The 17023-nt window shown below is 63.8% G+C and carries 15 protein-coding genes; 3 read left to right on the top strand and 12 right to left on the bottom strand.

The genetic code is table 11. The annotated features are described in order from the left end of the window. Positions 1-18: 18 nt before the first annotated feature. From AKL02_RS10650 to AKL02_RS10625, 6 genes are all read right to left on the bottom strand, one after another. Positions 19-1629 (bottom strand): BCCT family transporter, encoded by a 1611-nt coding sequence (locus tag AKL02_RS10650; protein WP_078540853.1) that lies wholly within the window; start codon positions 1627-1629, stop codon positions 19-21. Positions 1630-1952: 323 nt separating this feature from the next. Continuing rightward, positions 1953-4769, bottom strand: a complete 2817-nt coding sequence (gene gyrA, locus AKL02_RS10645) for a DNA gyrase subunit A (RefSeq protein ID WP_083076947.1) — start codon at positions 4767-4769, stop codon at positions 1953-1955. 148 nt (positions 4770-4917) lie between these two features. Beyond that, entirely contained in the window at positions 4918-6735 is a 1818-nt protein-coding gene (gene typA, locus AKL02_RS10640) for a translational GTPase TypA (RefSeq protein WP_078540857.1), read from the bottom strand. A gap of 98 nt (positions 6736-6833) precedes the next feature. After that, positions 6834-7169, bottom strand: a complete 336-nt coding sequence (locus tag AKL02_RS10635) for a DMT family transporter (protein WP_083076943.1) — start codon at positions 7167-7169, stop codon at positions 6834-6836. Positions 7170-7187: 18 nt separating this feature from the next. Continuing rightward, positions 7188-7835, bottom strand: a complete 648-nt coding sequence (locus AKL02_RS10630; protein WP_083076940.1) for a YitT family protein — start codon at positions 7833-7835, stop codon at positions 7188-7190. Positions 7836-7954: 119 nt separating this feature from the next. Continuing rightward, positions 7955-8572 (bottom strand): YitT family protein, encoded by a 618-nt coding sequence (locus tag AKL02_RS10625; RefSeq protein WP_083076936.1) that lies wholly within the window; start codon positions 8570-8572, stop codon positions 7955-7957. 425 nt (positions 8573-8997) lie between these two features. Between AKL02_RS10625 and AKL02_RS10620 the strand changes: the two genes are divergently transcribed. Continuing rightward, positions 8998-9219: a hypothetical protein gene (locus AKL02_RS10620; RefSeq protein ID WP_078550289.1), complete on the top strand. Its 222-nt coding sequence runs from the start codon at positions 8998-9000 to the stop codon at positions 9217-9219. Between the two features lie 272 nt (positions 9220-9491). Here AKL02_RS10620 and AKL02_RS10615 read toward each other — a convergent pair whose 3' ends face one another. The 6 genes from AKL02_RS10615 to AKL02_RS10590 all read right to left on the bottom strand — a co-directional run bounded on the left by AKL02_RS10615 (position 9492) and on the right by AKL02_RS10590 (position 15113). Beyond that, entirely contained in the window at positions 9492-10706 is a 1215-nt protein-coding gene (locus AKL02_RS10615) for an NADP-dependent isocitrate dehydrogenase (RefSeq protein WP_083076932.1), read from the bottom strand. A 91-nt stretch (positions 10707-10797) separates the two neighbouring features. Next, positions 10798-13002, bottom strand: a complete 2205-nt coding sequence (locus AKL02_RS10610; protein ID WP_083076928.1) for an NADP-dependent isocitrate dehydrogenase — start codon at positions 13000-13002, stop codon at positions 10798-10800. 149 nt (positions 13003-13151) lie between these two features. Then, on the bottom strand, positions 13152-13742 hold the full coding sequence (locus tag AKL02_RS10605; protein WP_083076925.1) for an HD domain-containing protein: 591 nt from the start codon (positions 13740-13742) through the stop codon (positions 13152-13154). Beyond that, positions 13739-14176 carry a hypothetical protein gene (locus AKL02_RS10600; RefSeq protein WP_083076921.1) on the bottom strand — a complete coding sequence of 146 codons (438 nt, stop codon included), beginning with the start codon at positions 14174-14176 and terminating at the stop codon, positions 13739-13741. Before AKL02_RS10600 ends, AKL02_RS10605 begins: the two co-directional genes overlap by 4 nt. Continuing rightward, positions 14173-14436: a hypothetical protein gene (locus AKL02_RS10595; RefSeq protein ID WP_198453180.1), complete on the bottom strand. Its 264-nt coding sequence runs from the start codon at positions 14434-14436 to the stop codon at positions 14173-14175. The genes AKL02_RS10600 and AKL02_RS10595 overlap by 4 nt, the downstream gene beginning before the upstream one ends. After that, a complete protein-coding gene (locus tag AKL02_RS10590; RefSeq protein WP_078550297.1) occupies positions 14436-15113 on the bottom strand; it encodes an alpha/beta hydrolase in 678 nt (225 codons plus the stop codon). Before AKL02_RS10590 ends, AKL02_RS10595 begins: the two co-directional genes overlap by 1 nt. Positions 15114-15368: 255 nt before the next feature. Here AKL02_RS10590 and iscR point away from each other — a divergent pair, with 255 nt between their 5' ends. Continuing rightward, the gene (gene iscR, locus AKL02_RS10585; RefSeq protein ID WP_078520720.1) at positions 15369-15827 is read left to right on the top strand and encodes a Fe-S cluster assembly transcriptional regulator IscR; all 459 of its coding nucleotides are present in this window, start codon (positions 15369-15371) and stop codon (positions 15825-15827) included. A 143-nt stretch (positions 15828-15970) separates the two neighbouring features. Further along, positions 15971-17014 carry a cysteine desulfurase family protein gene (locus tag AKL02_RS10580; protein WP_083076917.1) on the top strand — a complete coding sequence of 348 codons (1044 nt, stop codon included), beginning with the start codon at positions 15971-15973 and terminating at the stop codon, positions 17012-17014. The last annotated feature ends 9 nt before the right edge of the window (positions 17015-17023 follow it).

Genomic DNA, 17023 nt, shown 5'->3' with positions numbered 1-17023 from the left:
GACCTTGGGATCGCGCGATTAGAAATCGTCCAGCTTGGGCCGCTTGCCGATCGAGACGTGGTCGATATCCTCCAGCGCGAAGCCCTTTATGATCGAGGGGATCATCATCGACACGAGGATGAAGATCGGCAGGCCTACGACCGTGATGACCTGTTGCAGCGCGGTCAGCCCCGCATCGCCCGCCAGTACGATCAGCATCGCCGCGACCAGCCCCTCGGCCGCGCCCCAGAAGACGCGCTGATGGACTGGGCCGGGGGTTGGCGTGCCGGTGCAGAGCATGTCGACCACCAGGGACGCCGAGTCCGACGAGGTTGCGAAGAAGATCGCCACCACGATCACCGCGATGCCCTGGACGATATGGACGAAGGGGAAATGCTCGAAGAAGGCGAACATCGCGAGCGGCACGCTATCCGAGACGGCTTGCGACAATTGCCCCGCCTGATCGCCCATCGCATCGCGTGCGGCTTGGCCGATGCCGTCGAACTCCATCGCCTGCCAGCCGAAGATCGCGAACCAGATCAGCGTGAAGAGCGAGGGTGCCAGCAGCACGCCAAAGACGAATTCGCGCACCGTGCGACCGCGCGAGATGCGGGCCACGAACAGGCCGATGAAGGGTGACCAAGTCACCGTCCAGGCCCAGTAAAATACCGTCCACGAGCCCTGCCAGCCCCAGCCGGGCGTGTCGGGGTTCTCGTTGGCCAGCATGTCGTTCCAGAAGGCCAGATGCGGCAGGTTGGTGAGATAGAGGCCGACGGTCTGCACGATCCCGCGCAGCAGGAACAGGGTCGAGCCGAAGATCAGCACGAAGACCATCAAGCCCACGGCCATGCCGATATTGATGTTCGACAGCAGCTTCACGCCCTTGTCGAGCCCCGCCACGATCGAGGTGATCGCAACGGCGGTCAGCACCGTCAGGATCGCGATCTTGACGAACGTGCCGTCACCCGTGCCCAGAAGCGCATCCAGACCGGCGGCGATCTGGCTAGAGCCGAGACCGAGCGAGACGGCGACGCCGAACAGCGTGCCGAGGATCGAGGCGATGTCGATCGCCTTGCCGATCGGCCCGTTGATGCCCTCTTTCAGCAGCGGATAGAACACCGACGACACCCGCACCGGCAGGTCGTAGCGGTTGATGAAATAGGCGAACCCCAGACCGGGCAGCGTGAAGATCGTCCAGGTATGCAGGCCGAGGTGATAGACCGCGATGGAGATCGCGTCTTTCGCGGCCTCGTCGGAATAGGGCGCGACGCCCGGCAGCGGCGGCTTGGAGAAATGGCTGATCGGCTCGGCCACGCCCCAGAACATCAGCACCGTGCCGATGCCGCCCGCGAACAGCATCGTGAACCATGACAGATTGCCGTATTCCGGGCGGCTGTCCTTGGGCCCGAGCCGGATATGGCCGTGGCGCGAGATCGCGGCCCAGATCAGGAAGCCCAGCCAGACATTGACGCCGAGAATGAAGAACCAGCCGAGATTGGCGACGATCCAAGAACGGCCCGTGGCGAACGCATCGCCAATCGGGCCGGGAAAGATGACAAGTGCGAGCACGAAGAGGATCGTGAAGCCTGCCGATACGAAGAAAATGGTCGGGTCGGTTCTCAGACCGAGCCTGTCTGCAAAGGCTTTCATGAAACTCTCCCTGTTTCTAATAGTGCAACCGCAACGGGTGGCTTCAGGGGTGGTTCCGCGCAGAAGGGGCATTGGAGGAAAGAAAAAATGGAAACCGCCCGGCGCGTGGCCGGGCCGCAACATCGGATCCCGTCTGTAATCAGAAGCTGGGTCGGTAGCGGAACAGCTTCTTGTTCCAGCCTTTGTAGGGCGCCACGCGCCCGCCGAAGTTCCAGACGTCGAACCCGTGCTGTAACAAGAAAAAGCCCCCGTCCTTGCGGAGCGGGGGCTCGATTTCATTGCTTTTTGCGAAGCCGTTCCGAATTGGGAACAGCCTCGGCGGTTCAGCTTTCGCTATCCGGCGTGCCGCCGTCACCCGACGTGTCGGGCGCGTCCGGCGCATCGGTCGACCCTTCGGCGTCGGCGTCCAGATCGTCGTCATCGCCCTGATCGGCGATCCGCGCGACCGAGACCACGACCTCGCCCTTGGCGGTGTTGAACACACGCACGCCACCGGCAGAGCGCGAGCGGAAAGAGATGTCTTCCACCGGGCAACGGATCGACTGACCCGTCGAGGTGGCGAGCATGATCTGATCGCTCATCTCGACAGGGAAGGAGGCCACAAGCGGGCCGCCCCGCATCGCCTTGTCGATCGCCGTCACGCCCTGACCGCCGCGACCGCGGGTCGGGTAGTCATGGCTCGACGAGATCTTGCCCGAGCCTTTCGAGGTGATCGTCAGGATCAGATCCTCGGCGGCGGACATCTCGGCGTAGCGTTCGGTCGAAAGCTGACCTTCGGCCACGGCTTCTTCGTCCTCGTCGGGCTCGATCTCTTCCTCGGTGACGCCCGCCATCAGGCGACGTTGCTTGAGGTAGGCCACACGCTCTTCCGAAGTGGCCTCGAAGTGGCGGATGACCGACATCGAGACGACCTCGTCATCGCCCTTGAGCTTGATGCCGCGCACACCGACCGAGTTGCGCGAGTTGAACACGCGCACTTCCGGCACGGGGAAGCGGATCGCGCGACCGCTGGCGGTGACCAGCATCACGTCGTCGTCCTCGGAACAGATGCGCGCATTGATCAGGCGCATGCCTTCGTTCTCGTCCTCGAATTTCATCGCGATCTTGCCGTTGCGCATGACGTTGGTGAAATCCGACAGGCGGTTGCGGCGCACGGTGCCCTTGGAGGTCGCGAAGACCATCTGCAGGTCGTCCCATTCCGCCTCGTCGCGATCGACCGGCGTGATCGCCGCGATTGAGACGCCGGTGGGGATCGGCAGGATGTTGACGATCGCCTTGCCCTTCGACTGGCGCGAGCCGAGCGGCAGTTGCCAGCACTTCATCTTGTAGACCATGCCGCCGGTCGTGAAGAACAGAAGCTGCGTATGGGTGTTGGCGACAAACAGCGTGGTGACCGTGTCGTCATCCTTCAGCGCGCCACCCGACAGCCCCTTGCCGCCGCGCTTCTGCGAGCGGAAATCGGCGAGCGGCGTGCGCTTGATGTAGCCGCCCTGGGTGACCGTCACGACCATGTCTTCGCGCTCGATCAGGTCTTCGTCGGCCATGTCGCCGGCCCAGTCGATGATCTCGGTGCGGCGCGGCACGGCAAACAGCTCGCGCACTTCGCGCAGCTCGTCGGCGATGATCGCCATGATCCGCTCGCGCGAGGCGAGGATGGCGAGGTATTCGCGGATCTTCTCGGCCAGTTGGGCGAGTTCGTCCGTGACTTCCTTCACCCCGATCTGGGTCAGACGCTGCAGGCGCAGATCAAGGATCGCGCGGGCCTGCGTTTCCGACAGGTTGTAGGTGCCGTCATCGTTGACCGGATGCAGCGGATCGTCGATCAACTTGAGATATTCGACGATGTCATGGGCCGGCCAGCGGCGCTCCATCAGGCGGGCGCGGGCCTCTGCCGCATCGGCCGAGGAGCGGATGGTGGCCACGACCTCGTCCACGTTCGACACTGCCACGGCCAGACCGCACAGGACGTGGCTGCGCTCGCGTGCCTTACGCAGTTCGAACGCGGTGCGGCGCGCCACAACTTCCTCGCGGAAGCTGATGAAATAGCTGAGGAATTGGCGCAGCGTCAGCTGCTCGGGGCGGCCGCCGTTCAGCGCCAGCATGTTGCAGCCAAACGAGGTCTGCATCTGCGTGAAGCGGAAAAGCTGGTTGAGCACCACATCCGGGGTCGCGTCGCGCTTCAGCTCGATCACGACGCGCACACCGACGCGGTCGGATTCGTCGGCGATGTTGGAGATGCCTTCGAGCTTCTTCTCGCGTACCAGATCGGCGATCTTTTCGATCATCGCCGCCTTGTTCACCTGATAGGGAATCTCGTCCAGCACGATCGCGAAGCGGTCCTTGCGGATCTCTTCCACGCGGGTTTTCGCCCGGATAATGACCGAGCCACGACCTTCAAGGTAAGCTTTGCGTGCGCCACCACGGCCCATGATCAGGCCGCCGGTGGGGAAGTCGGGAGCGGGGACGATCTCCATGATCGCCTCGTCCGACATGTCCGGGTTGTCGATCAGCGCCAGCGTCGCGTCGCAGACCTCGCCGAGGTTATGCGGCGGAATGTTGGTCGCCATGCCCACGGCGATACCGCCCGCGCCGTTGACCAGCATGTTCGGGAAGCGCGCCGGAAGCACCGTCGGTTCTTCCTGCTTGCCGTCGTAGTTGTCCTGGAAATCGACCGTGTCTTTCTCGATATCGGCGAGAATGTAATTGGCCGGTTTCGCCATGCGCACTTCGGTGTAGCGCATCGCAGCCGCGTTATCGCCGTCCATCGAGCCGAAGTTGCCCTGACCGTCGAGCAGCGGCAGCGACATCGAGAAGGGCTGCGCCATCCGCACCAACGCGTCGTAGATCGCGGCGTCGCCATGCGGGTGATACTGACCCATCACGTCGCCGACCGGACGTGCCGATTTACGATAGGGCTTGTCGAAGGTGTTCCCGGTCTCGTGCATCGCGAAGAGAATGCGCCGGTGAACGGGCTTCAGACCGTCGCGCAGATCGGGGATCGCGCGGCTCACGATCACGCTCATCGCGTAATCGAGATAGGCGGTCTTCATCTCATCCGCGATGGAAACGGTGGGGCCGAGATAAGCGGGCCGCCCGGGGCCTTCTTCTTCGGTTTCCGGCGGTTCAGGAGTGTCGGTCACGCGCGCCTCGATATTCTAGATATTGTTGTGGAACCTTATAAAGGCCGCAAGCGGCGGGTGCAATCATGGAGAAGACCCCGGCGGGTGCGCGGGGCCTTCTTCGTGACGTCAGCTTGCGGTGTTCCGATGCGGCGCGGGCCGCAACCGATCACGCTTCGCGCGCGGCGCGCTTACGCTCGTGCGGATCAAGGTGCAGTTTGCGCAGTCGGATCGACTTCGGCGTGACCTCGACGAGTTCGTCATCGTTGATATAGGCGATGGCTTCCTCGAGCGACATCCGCGTCGGCGGGGTCAGGCGGACCGCTTCATCCGTGCCCGAGGCGCGGACGTTGGTCAGCTTCTTGCCCTTGAGCGGGTTCACTTCGAGATCGTTCTCGCGCGAATGCTCGCCGATGATCATGCCCGTGTAGACCTGCTCCTGCGCGCCGATGAACAGCTTGCCGCGTTCTTCGAGGTTCCACAGCGCGTAGGCGACCGATACGCCATTCTCCATCGAGATCAGCACGCCCTGACGGCGGCCGTCGATCGGGCCCTTGTAAGGGGTCCAGCCATGGAACAGGCGGTTGAGCACGCCCGAGCCGCGCGTGTCGGTCAGGAACTCGCCCTGATAGCCGATCATGCCGCGCGAGGGGACATGGGCCACGATGCGGGTCTTGCCACCCTCGGCGGGGCGCATCTCGGCCAGCTCGCCCTTGCGGTAGCCGGTCAGTTTCTCGATCACGACGCCGGAATATTCCTCATCCACGTCGATGATGACTTCCTCGATCGGTTCCATGCGCTGGCCGTCTTCCTCGCGGAAGATCACCTTCGGGCGCGAGATCGACAGTTCGAACCCTTCGCGGCGCATGTTCTCGATCAGAACGCCCATCTGAAGTTCGCCACGGCCCGAGACCACGAAGGCGTCGCCGCCGGGGGTGTCCTCGACGCGGATCGCGACATTGGTTTCGGCCTCTTTCATCAGGCGGTCGCGAATGATGCGCGACTGCACCTTCGAGCCGTCCTTGCCGGCGAGCGGCGAGTCGTTGATGCCGAAGGTCACCGAGATCGTCGGCGGATCGATCGGCTGCGCGTCGATCGGGGTGTCGACTTCGGGCGCGCAGAGCGTGTCGGCCACGGTCGCCTTGGTCATGCCCGCGACGGTGACGATGTCGCCTGCGACGGCTTCGTCGATCGGCTGCTGCGACAGACCACGGAAAGCGAGGATCTTGGTGCAGCGGAAGGCCTCGATGCGGTCGCCCTTGCGCGAGAGCGCTTTGAGCTGATCGCCGACTTTCAGCGTGCCCGCCTCGATGCGACCCGTGAGGATGCGCCCGATGAACGGGTCGGCCGAAAGCGTGGTGGCCAGCATCTGGAAGGGCTCGTCGGCGCGGAATTCCTGCTTCGGCGGCTCGACATGCTTGAGGATCAGATCGAACAGCGCGTCGAGGTTCTCGCGCGGGCCGTCCAGCTCTTCGTCGCACCAGCCGCCGATGCCGGAGGCATAAAGGTGCGGGAAGTCGAGCTGCTCTTCATCGGCGTCGAGGTTCGCGAAGAGGTCGAACACTTCGTCGAGCGCGCGATCGGGCTCGGCTGCGGGCTTGTCGACCTTGTTGAGCACGACGATCGGCTTCAGGCCGAGCGCGAGCGCTTTCGAGGTCACGAACTTGGTCTGCGGCATCGGGCCTTCGGCTGCGTCCACCAGCAGCACAACACCGTCCACCATCGACAGGATACGCTCCACCTCGCCGCCGAAATCGGCGTGGCCGGGGGTGTCGACGATGTTGATGCGGGTGCCTTTCCACTCGACCGAGGTGGCCTTGGCGAGAATGGTAATGCCGCGTTCGCGTTCGATGTCGTTGCTGTCCATCGCGCGTTCGGCGACGGCTTGGTTTTCACGGAAAGCGCCCGATTGGCGCAGAAGCTGGTCCACGAGCGTCGTCTTGCCGTGGTCCACGTGAGCGATGATCGCAATGTTGCGAAGGTCCATGGGAGGTCGTCCTGTTCTTGAGTTGCCCCGCCCATAAAGGAAAGATTGCCTCTCGGCTAGCCCCCAGCTCGGCAATCGCGCCGCGATGCGGCATCACGTCAGTGGAAATGCGATTTCGAGAACAGGTTGATCACGATGATCCCCATCAGAATCAGCGCGATCCCGATCAGGGCGGGCAAATCCAGCCGCTGATTGAACATCAGCCAGCCCACGCCCGCGATCAGCACCATGCCGATCCCGGACCACAGCGCATAGGTGATCCCGAGCGGCAGCACCTTCAGCACCAGCGTGAAGAAATAGAGCCCGCCGATGAAGCCCACCGCGACGCCCACCGTCGGCCAGAGACGCGTGAATTGCTGGCTGGCCTGCAGACAGGCCGAGCCGAAGGTCTCGAAGGCGACCGCGATGAGCAGGAAGAGGTAGGTGTTGAACATGCCCGGCAGTCTGCCGGATCACTCGGCGATATACCAGTCGCGACGGTGGTTCATCGCGACGATGAAGTTCAGCACGATCGCGCCCAGAAGCGAGTAGAGCACCAGCGGCGGCGCGAGGATGAAGCTAGCGATGACAAACAGGCACAGGTCATGGATCAGCTGCGTCCAGCCGGCGCGGAAGCCGAACTTGTCCTGCAGGATCACGGCGACGATGGAGACGCCGCCAAGGCTGCCCTTGTGGCGGAAGAGACCCAGCAGGCCGACGCCCGCCGAGATACCGAACAGCACGGCGGCCACGGCGGGGTGAATTTCCGCGACATGCAGGACGGGTTTGAGCGCCTCGGCCATCAGCGACACGAGCGTCACGGTCACGAGGCTTTTCAGCGCGAAACCTGCGCCGCGCGCGAAATAGGCGAAGGCGTAGAAGGGGATGTTGATCACGAAGAACACGACTCCGAAGCTGAACCCCGTGATATAGGACAGGATCAGCGCGGCGCCTGCGGTGCCCCCGGTCACGAGGCCCGCGGCGCGCAGCAGGTGAATCCCCAGCGCGGCCTGTGCGGCTGCCACGACAAGGCCCTGCAGATCCTCGAGCTTCGAGTAATGCGGACGGGTCGCCTCTTTGGCTGCGATCTGGTCGGCGGTGATATGTGCGTCAGTGGTCATGACCTAATAATAGGGCATAAAAGCTGACCTACCAAATCGCTGGGCGCAGGTCGGCTTTGCGTCGCGCGAAAGGGTCGGGGCAGGGTGCTCGGACCCGTTGCCCGCAGATCACGCCCGGGTCAGGTGGCGATATAGCGGTCGCGGCGGTGGTTGATCAGGATGATGACGTTGAGAACCATCGCGCCCAAGAGCGACCACAGCACCTTGTCGAGCGGCAGCACGAAGAGCGCGAAGAGGAACACGCCGCAGTCGAACAGGATCTGCGTGCGGCCCGCTTTGAAACCGGTCTTGTCCTGCAGATAAAGCGCCACGATCCCCACGCCGCCAAGGCTCGCGCCGTGACGGAACAGGGCCAGAAGGCCCGCGCCTGCGGTCACGCCCGCCAGAACGGCGGCAGCGCCGGGGTGGAGGATGGCGAAGCTCAGAAGATGCGGAAAAACTTCGGTAAATCCGGACAGGAGCGCGACCGAGAGCACCGTCTTCACCGTGAACCGCGCGCCCATCCGGCGGAAGGCAAGCCAGTAGAAGGGCAGGTTGAGCGTGAAGAAGATCGCGCCGAAGCTCCAGCCGGTGACGTAAGACAGCACCAGCGACAGGCCCGCGATCTGCCCGGTAAACAGCCCCGCGCCATGCAGCAGCGACACCGACAGCGCCACCAGCAAGGTGCCGGTGAGAAGCCCTTGGGTGTCCTCGGGCAGGGTGTGGCGGTGCGGGTCTTGGATACGGGTCTCGCTCATGGCGCTCAGATGCCACGCGGCAACGCCAAGCGCAAGAACTGAGGCGCATCGGCAACAGAGGTGCTCCAATACCTGCGGATCACAGTCGCGTGAGTTGCCGCCGCTTTCGGGATCGGGCCAATTGGCGCCATTCGCAATGCCCAAGACAAGAGGAGGGCCGCCATGATGTCATATCGCCAAGCCCTCGCATCGCAGTGCGAAACCCGTATCGGTTTTTCGGGCACCACTCGCGTCGCACGACGCCAGGACTGACCCTCCCGATACGCCCCGGGGCCTAGGCCCCACTCCCGCAAACTGACCCGATTTCCGCGTCCCGATCCTGTCGCGACGCATCTTGGCCGCGCTCTCGCGGTCCCCGTCGGGTCTTCTTTCACATCAGTAGAAGAAAGGCCGGTTGCGGGGATGGTCCCGCGCCGGGACATGACATGATCCAGACTCTCGAGCGTCCGAGCGACGCGTTCACCATCGAAGCCGCCATCGCCAAGTTCGGCGCAGGCAAAGTTCTCCGCGCGGCGCTGTTCGCGCTCATCGCGCGTGGCGGCAAGCCGCGCCCGCTCGATGCGGAGCAACTCAGCGACCACTTGCGCAGAGATATCGGGCTCGGGCCCGCCGAGCCTCCGCCAGAGCCGTGGAGCATGATGCGGTAAGCGAAAGGGCCGGGCGTGTGATGCGCCTGGCCCGACTAAGGATTGAGGGACGCGCCCGACCTCGGGTGGGCGCTGTGCCTCGTTCGTGATTTGGCGCTTTATCGTGCTGCCCGTGTGTCGGTCGTGCCTGCGCGGACATCGCCGATGCGCCCTCCCGGGGGGAGGTCGGGCGCGGCCCGGGGCTGGTCGCCCCATGCCAGTCAGGAGCCAACCGCCTCGCCAAATGAAAAAGGCGGGGAGAACCCCGCCTTCCTCAACCCGTTTCGCGCGCTTTACAGCGACAGCGACTTGTTCAGGTATTCGTCGATTTTCTCGAGGAAGCCCATCGTGGTCAGCCACTTCTGATCGGGGCCGACGAGCAGCGCGAGGTCCTTGGTCATGTGACCGTCTTCGACCGCCTGCACGCAGACCTTCTCGAGCGTTTCCGCGAAAGTCTGAAGCTGCGCGTTGTCGTCCAGCTTGGCGCGGTGCTTCAGGCCACCCGTCCAGGCGAAGATCGAGGCGATGGAGTTCGTCGAGGTCTCCTTGCCCTGCTGATGCTGGCGGTAGTGACGCGTCACCGTGCCGTGCGCGGCCTCGGCTTCCACCGTCTTGCCATCGGGCGTCATCAGGATCGAGGTCATCAGGCCCAGCGAGCCGAAGCCCTGCGCGACCGTATCCGACTGCACGTCGCCATCGTAGTTCTTGCAGGCCCAGACATAGCCGCCCGACCATTTCAGCGAGCTCGCCACCATGTCGTCGATCAGGCGGTGCTCGTACCAGATGCCCGCGTCCTTGAACTTCTCGGCGAATTCTTCTTCGAAGACCTGCTGGAACAGATCCTTGAAGCGCCCGTCATAGGCTTTGAGGATCGTGTTCTTGGTCGAGAGATACACCGGCCAGCCCTTCAGCAGACCGTAGTTCAGCGAGGCCCGCGCGAAGTCGATGATCGATTTGTCGAGGTTGTACATGCCCATCACGACGCCCGCGTCGGGGGCCTTGAACACTTCCTTCTCGATCACCTCGCCATCGTCGCCCACGAATTTCAGCGTGATCGTGCCCTTGCCGGGGAAGCGGAAATCGGTGGCTTTGTACTGGTCGCCATAGGCGTGACGACCCACGACGATCGGCTTGGTCCAGCCCGGAACGAGGCGCGGGACGTTCTTGCAGATGATCGGCTCGCGGAAGATGACGCCGCCGAGGATGTTGCGGATCGTGCCGTTGGGCGAGCGATACATGCGCTTGAGGTTGAATTCCTCCATGCGCGCCTCGTCCGGCGTGATCGTCGCGCATTTGACGCCGACGCCGTATTGCTTGATCGCCTCGGCCGCGTCGACGGTGATCTGGTCGTCGGTCGCGTCGCGGCTCTCGATGCCGAGGTCGTAATATTTCAGGTCGATATCGAGATAGGGCAGGATCAGCTTCTGCTTGATGAAGTCCCAGATGATGCGGGTCATCTCGTCGCCGTCGAGTTCGACGACGGGGTTGTCTACCTTGATCTTGGTCATGCGCGTTCCTTCCAAAATTCACGGGTTTGTGTTCCGGGGAGGCCGGGAATCGAAAGGGGCGGCCCGCGCCGCCCCCTCTGTCTCAGTGCTCTCAGCCGATGATGGCGTTGAGCGTTTCGCTCGGGCGCATCACCGCCGAGAGCTTTTTCGGATCGGCGTGGTAGTAGCCGCCGATATCGGCGGGCTTGCCCTGAACCTCTGCCAGTTCGGCCACGATCTTCGCTTCGCCATCGGCCAGCGCCTTGGCAATGGGGGCGAATTCGGCGGCCAGCTCGGCATCGCTCGACTGTGCGGCCAGCGCGTCGGCCCAGTAGCGGGCGAACCAGTAGTGGCTGGCGCGGTTGTCGGGCTCGCCGACCTTGCGCGAGGGCGAGCGGTCATTGTCGAGAATGCCCTGCGTCGCGGTCTCCACGGTTTCACCCAGCACGCGCGCTTTCGCGTTGTCGGTCTGGTCGGCGAAGAACTTGAAGCTCTCGCCCAAGGCGCAGAATTCGCCGAGGCTGTCCCAACGCAGGTGGTTTTCTTCAACCAGCTGCTGGACGTGCTTGGGCGCCGAGCCGCCCGCGCCGGTCTCGAACAGACCGCCGCCCTGCATCAGCTTCACGATCGAGAGCATCTTGGCCGAGGTGGCCAGCTCGAGGATCGGGAACAGGTCGGTCAGGTAGTCGCGCAGCACGTTGCCGGTGATCGCGATCGTGTTCTCGCCCTTGGTGATGGTCTCGAGCGAGGCGATGGTCGCCTCACGCGGGGCCATGATCTCGAACTTGTCGGCCACGCCTTTGGCCTCCAAGATCGGCTTCACGAAGGAGATCAGCTCCGCATCGTGGGCGCGGGTCTCGTCGAGCCAGAAGATCGCGCGGTAGCCGGTCGCCTTCTGACGGTCGATGGCGAGGTTCACCCAGTCTTCGATCGGCGCCTTGCGGGCCGAGGCCGAACGCCAGATGTCGCCCTTCTTCACGTCATGCGAATGCAGGACCGTGCCGTCGTCCAGAACCATCTTCACGGTGCCGTCGGTCGGGATCTCGAAGGTGGTCGGGTGCGAGCCGTATTCCTCGGCTTTCTGTGCCATCAGGCCGATGTTCTGAACGGTGCCCGCGGTGGCGGGGTTCAGTTTGCCGTTGGCTTTGAAATACTCGATCGTCGCATCGTAGACAGGTGCATAGGAGCTGTCCGGGATCACGCAGACGCAGTCATGCTCCTTGTTGTCCGGGCCCCAGCCCTTGCCGCCGGCGCGGATCAGCGCGGGCATCGAGGCGTCGATGATGACGTCGGACGGCACATGCAGGTTGGTGATGCCCTTGTCCGAGTTCACCATATACATCGGCGGACGCTGGTCGCGGACTTCCTCGATCGCGGCGAGGATCTCCGGCTCGCCCTTCACGCGCTCCAGCAGGTCGCCCATGCCCGAGGCCGGATCGACGCCGAGCGACTTCATCTTGTCGCCGTATTTCTCGAAGACCGGCTTGAGCCATTCCTTCACCGCATGACCGAAGATGATCGGGTCGGAGACCTTCATCATCGTCGCTTTCATGTGCAGCGAGAACAGGACGCCTTCGTCCTTGGTTTTCTTGATTTCCTCGGCAAGGAAGGCGTCGAGCTTGTCAGCCGACATGTAGGTCGCATCGACCACGGTGCCTTCGGGGTAGCTCACGCCGTCCTTGAGAATGGTTTCGCCATCGGCGCCTTCCAGAACGATCTTCGCGGTGGATGCCTTCGGCACGGTGGCCGAGAGTTCGTTCGAGAAGAAATCGCCTTCCGACATGGTGGCCACGCGGGTCTTGCTGTCGGCGGTCCACTCGCCCATGCGGTGCGGGTTGTTCTGCGCGAATTTCTTCACGGCGGCGGCAGCGCGGCGGTCGGAGTTGCCCTCGCGCAGCACCGGGTTCACGGCCGAGCCCTTGATCGAGTCGTATTTCGCGCGGACGGCTTTTTCCTCATCCGTCTTCGGCTCTTCGGGGTAGTCGGGCAGGGCGTAACCCTGACCTTGCAGTTCGCGCACGGCGGCGACCAGCTGCGGCACCGAGGCCGAGATGTTCGGCAGCTTGATGACGTTGGCCTGCGGCGTCTTCACGTAATCGCCGAGCCAAGCCAGATCGTCCGACTGGCGCTGCTCTTCGGTGAGCGCTTCGGGGAAGGTGGCGAGGATACGGCCCGCGAGCGAGATATCCTTGGTGCCCACCGAAATCCCGGCCGCTTGCGCGAATTTGCGCACGATCGGCAACAGCGATGCGCTCGCCAGTTCCGGGGCCTCGTCGACCTTGGTGTAAATGATGTCAGGAGTGTTCTTGTCGCTCATGGCACAGCCCTCTTCGGTTGAAGCCTCGGTTTGCTGCCTCTTACCCGATTCAGATGCGCTTGGCTAGACGGTATGCGATTGTATACGGAGGTTCCGCGAAATCCCGGAGGAACGCCTCGGATTAGGGGGGGGCGAGGGCCGGGCGCGGCTTAGCTGCGCGCGGCGAACCAGCCTTCGACCCGATCGCGTACCCAGTCCCACACCGCGGGCGCGCCACGGGCGATCTTGGTGCCGATGCGCTCTTCGAGTTGGGTGAAGCTGACATCGTAATCGATCCACGACCCGCCGCCCGACTGGTGGTTGAGCAGCACAGGCTGCACCCGGTCGAGCGATTTCGCGAAGATCGCGTCGGGGGTCTCGTTGGCCTCGAATTCCTGCCAGAGCGCCAGCATCTGCGCTCCCTGATCCCCGGGCAACAACCCGAAGATACGTTCGGCGGCGGCGGCTTCTGCTTTCAGGATGTCTTCCGCGCCATGCGCCGTGCCGCCTTGGCTGTGGATCGGAACATCGCCCACGTCGATCTCGACCAGATCGTGCAGCAGGAGCATCCGGATCACCCGGTCGATCGAGACGCCTTCGGGCGCCTGCTCGGCCAGCGTCAGCGCATAGAGCGCGAGCGACCAGCTATGCTCTCCGGAATTCTCGGGGCGCGAGGCGTCGTGGATCGGCGTCGCGCGGGTCACCGATTTCAGTTTCTCGGCTTCGGCGAGGAAGGTGAATTGCTGATCGAGCCGGGTCATGTACGTCTCCAGAGCCGGGGCAGAAGCAGAAGCAGGGCCACGAAAGCGAAGAGACCGCCGGCGCGCCAGCTCATCGCGCGGTCGGTATAGCCGGAACAGTCGAGGTTCGGCGCCGCGAAGGCGTAGAATAGGACCGTGGCGAGGATTGAGAAGACGACGATTCCCATCCCCAGAACCGGCGGGATCGCGCGGTTTGCGGCCGCGAGCAGCAACCCGGCCCAGCCCAGCCAGAGCGGGGCCACAACAAGGATCAGATGCATCGGGTTCGCGAGGAGTTCGCCGAGGCCCATCACCAGCGCCGCACCGCGCGACGACGCGCCGTCCCACTCTCCATCGCAAATCATGTGGCTTGCATGAAAAGCTGTCGCGATGATCAGCGACAGGGCGAGGGAGAGGGCTGCCGCGAAAACGACGCGCGCGGCCCCCGGGCTCATGACCCGGTCCCGGAATCCGGTGTCTTCGCCGCTGCCTGCGCCCGCTTTTCCAATTCCACCAGCTTGCGCTCGAAGAATTCGCGGCCACGCTGCTCGGCCATATGCAGGCGACAGGCCGTGATATAGGCCTCCTGCAGCGAGGGCGACGACGTGCCGATATAGTTGCTCACCTCCATGAAGAGGCGTTCGTCGTCGTATTTGCGCATCGCCTCCATCGTGTCGGTGGCGAGCTTTTCAGCAAGTTCGTCGATCAGCGCCATTAGCGCGTGCCCTCCGTCAGGCGGCGGCGGACATAGGTCTGAACCGTGTCGATCATCGGTTGCATATGGGCTTCTTCGTTCTTGAAGAAGTGGTCCGCGCCTTCGATGACCTCATGGGTGATCGTGATGCCCTTCTGCTCCTGCAGCTTGGAGACCAGTTGTTCGGTTTCCTTGGGCTGCGCGATCCGGTCGTTCGTGCCGTTGATGATCAGACCCGAGGACGGGCAGGGCGCGAGGAAGGAATAGTCGTAGTTGCCGGGGCCGGGCGACGAGGGGCCGGGCGGGGCCACGGAGATGAAGCCGGTGATCTCGGGGCGGCGCATCAGAAGCTGCATGCCGATCCACGCGCCGAAGGAATGGCCCGCGACCCAGCAATGTTTCGAGTTGGGGTTCATCGTCTGCAGGTAGTCCAGCGCCGAGGCCGCATCGGACAATTCGCCCACGCCTTGATCGTATTCGCCTTGGCTGCGGCCCACGCCCCGGAAGTTGAAGCGCAGAACGGTGAAGCCCATTTTGTAGAAGGCGTAGTGCAGGTTATAGACGACGCGGTTGTTCATCGTGCCGCCGAATTGCGGATCGGGGTGCAGAATGATCGCGATCGGCGCGTCGGGTGCGGGCTGCGGGTGGTAGCGCCCCTCGAGGCGACCTTCGGGACCGGGAAAAATGACTTCGGGCATCGTCTCTCGTTTTTATTGCGCCAGCTCTGGGTTCCTTGGGCGCCTGCGCTCCTGCCTTTCTTGACGGGTCGGCGCGGCTGGCCTAGGAGAAAGCCTCCCCCGGCGCCATGCCGGGAGATCGGGCATTGGTGGAGGTAATCGGCCCTCGCGCTTGCGTCAATGCTTTAGCAATGATTCACTCCTGCGCGGGCGGTGTTTTCGGGCCGATTTTCGGCTAAATACGGGTTCGGATGGGTCTCGGGCCGAGGAGGGTGCATGAAACTGTCGACGAAAGGCCGTTACGCGATGGTCGCGCTGGTCGATCTGGCGCTGGCGGGCGAAGGCAGCCGGACCTCTCTGGCGGCGCTGTCGGAGCGTCAGGATATCTCGCTGCCCTATCTGGAGCAGCTCTTCGTGCGGCTGCGCCGGGCGGGGCTGGTGAATTCGGTGCGCGGCCCGGGCGGCGGCTACCGGCTGGCGCGCTGCCCGTCGGAGATCCGCATCTCGGAGATTTTCGAGGCCGTGGACGAGACCGTCTCGGCGATGCATGTCGGCGCTGGCGCGTCAGGGGCGATTTCGGGATCGCGGGCGCAATCGATGGCGAACCGTTTGTGGGAGAGCCTGTCGGCACAGGTCTTCGTCTTCCTGCACCAGACGACGCTGGACGATGTGGTGAAAAACCGCATGAAACCCTGTCCCGCCGTGCCGAGCCTGTTCTCGGTCGTCGACGAATAATTCCAACCGCCGGGGTGTGATGGCCTCTCGCGGACGCTCCGCGGGGGATATTTTTGCCAAGTCGAAGGCACGCCCTTTCTTCTGGGGCGCGGCTGCCCTATCCCCGCCGCAGCTATCCGACACCCAACCAAGCGGAGCGTATCATGGCGCGCAGCTATCTCGACTGGAACGCGACAACGCCGCTGAGGGCAGAGGCCCGTCAGGCGATGATCGAAGCGATGGATGTGGTCGGCAACCCGTCCTCCGTCCATTCCGAAGGGCGCGCGGCGAAGGCGCTGATGGAGCGCGCGCGCGCTCAGGTCGCGGCCGCTTTGGGCGCCGAGGGGCAGGATGTGATCTTCACGTCCGGCGCGACCGAGGCGGCGGCGCTGGCGCTGAGCGGGCGCGAGGTGCATTGCGCGGGCGTCGAGCATGACGCGATCCGCAGCTGGTGTATCGAGGATTTGCCCGTGGACCGGGCAGGGCGGATCACCGTCACCGATCCCGCAAACTCGGCCCTGCAACTGGCCAATTCCGAGACCGGCGTGGTCCAAGATCTGCCCGAGGGGCTGTATCTGAGCGATCTCACCCAAGGCTTCGGCAAGATCCCGTTTGCGTTCAACTGGCTCGGCACCACCTGTGGCATCGTCTCGGCGCATAAGCTGGGCGGGCCGAAGGGCGTGGGCGCGCTGATCGTCAAGCGCGGCACGGATATCGCGGCGCAGCTCAAAGGCGGCGGTCAGGAGATGGGTCGGCGGGCCGGCACGGAGAACCTGATCGGCATCGCGGGCTTCGGTGCGGCAGCCGAAGCGGCCTCGCGTGATCTTGAGGGCGGAATCTGGCGCGAGATCGAAAAACTTAGAAACATTCTAGAAAACGCCATTGCGGATCGGGCAAGCGAGACTATTTTTGTCGGGAATGAATCGCACAGGCTTCCGAACACCTCCTGCTTCATCACGCCCGGCTGGAAGGGCGAGACGCAGGTGATGCAGATGGACTTGGGCGGGTTCGCGGTTTCCGCAGGCTCCGCCTGTTCGAGCGGGAAGGTCAAAAGCTCTGCTGCGCTGGTCGCAATGGGCTTTTCGGAAACCGAGGCGGGATCGGCATTGCGGGTCTCGCTGGGGCCGCAGAGCCGCGAAGAAGATGTCATGCGTTTCGCCGAACACTGGCTGAAATGCGAAGCGAAACACCGCGCACGGCGCGGGTAAGAGATGGGA

The organism is Thioclava electrotropha (genome assembly GCF_002085925.2).
In the GTDB taxonomy this organism is placed as follows: domain Bacteria; phylum Pseudomonadota; class Alphaproteobacteria; order Rhodobacterales; family Rhodobacteraceae; genus Thioclava; species Thioclava electrotropha.
The sequence above is the reverse complement of the archived record's forward strand: the minus strand, read 5'-3'. Positions and strand labels throughout refer to the sequence as shown.

Coding starts and splice junctions, on each gene's coding strand:
- AKL02_RS10650 (WP_078540853.1), bottom strand. CDS start 1,629: ATGAAAGCCTTTGCAGACAGGCTCGGTCTGAGAACCGACCCGACCATT.
- AKL02_RS10610 (WP_083076928.1), bottom strand. CDS start 13,002: ATGAGCGACAAGAACACTCCTGACATCATTTACACCAAGGTCGACGAG.
- AKL02_RS10580 (WP_083076917.1), top strand. CDS start 15,971: ATGGCGCGCAGCTATCTCGACTGGAACGCGACAACGCCGCTGAGGGCA.
- AKL02_RS10600 (WP_083076921.1), bottom strand. CDS start 14,176: ATGAGCCCGGGGGCCGCGCGCGTCGTTTTCGCGGCAGCCCTCTCCCTC.
- AKL02_RS10625 (WP_083076936.1), bottom strand. CDS start 8,572: ATGAGCGAGACCCGTATCCAAGACCCGCACCGCCACACCCTGCCCGAG.
- AKL02_RS10605 (WP_083076925.1), bottom strand. CDS start 13,742: ATGACCCGGCTCGATCAGCAATTCACCTTCCTCGCCGAAGCCGAGAAA.
- iscR (WP_078520720.1), top strand. CDS start 15,369: ATGAAACTGTCGACGAAAGGCCGTTACGCGATGGTCGCGCTGGTCGAT.
- typA (WP_078540857.1), bottom strand. CDS start 6,735: ATGGACCTTCGCAACATTGCGATCATCGCTCACGTGGACCACGGCAAG.
- AKL02_RS10630 (WP_083076940.1), bottom strand. CDS start 7,835: ATGACCACTGACGCACATATCACCGCCGACCAGATCGCAGCCAAAGAG.
- AKL02_RS10620 (WP_078550289.1), top strand. CDS start 8,998: ATGATCCAGACTCTCGAGCGTCCGAGCGACGCGTTCACCATCGAAGCC.
- AKL02_RS10635 (WP_083076943.1), bottom strand. CDS start 7,169: ATGTTCAACACCTACCTCTTCCTGCTCATCGCGGTCGCCTTCGAGACC.
- AKL02_RS10590 (WP_078550297.1), bottom strand. CDS start 15,113: ATGCCCGAAGTCATTTTTCCCGGTCCCGAAGGTCGCCTCGAGGGGCGC.
- AKL02_RS10595 (WP_198453180.1), bottom strand. CDS start 14,436: ATGGCGCTGATCGACGAACTTGCTGAAAAGCTCGCCACCGACACGATG.
- AKL02_RS10615 (WP_083076932.1), bottom strand. CDS start 10,706: ATGACCAAGATCAAGGTAGACAACCCCGTCGTCGAACTCGACGGCGAC.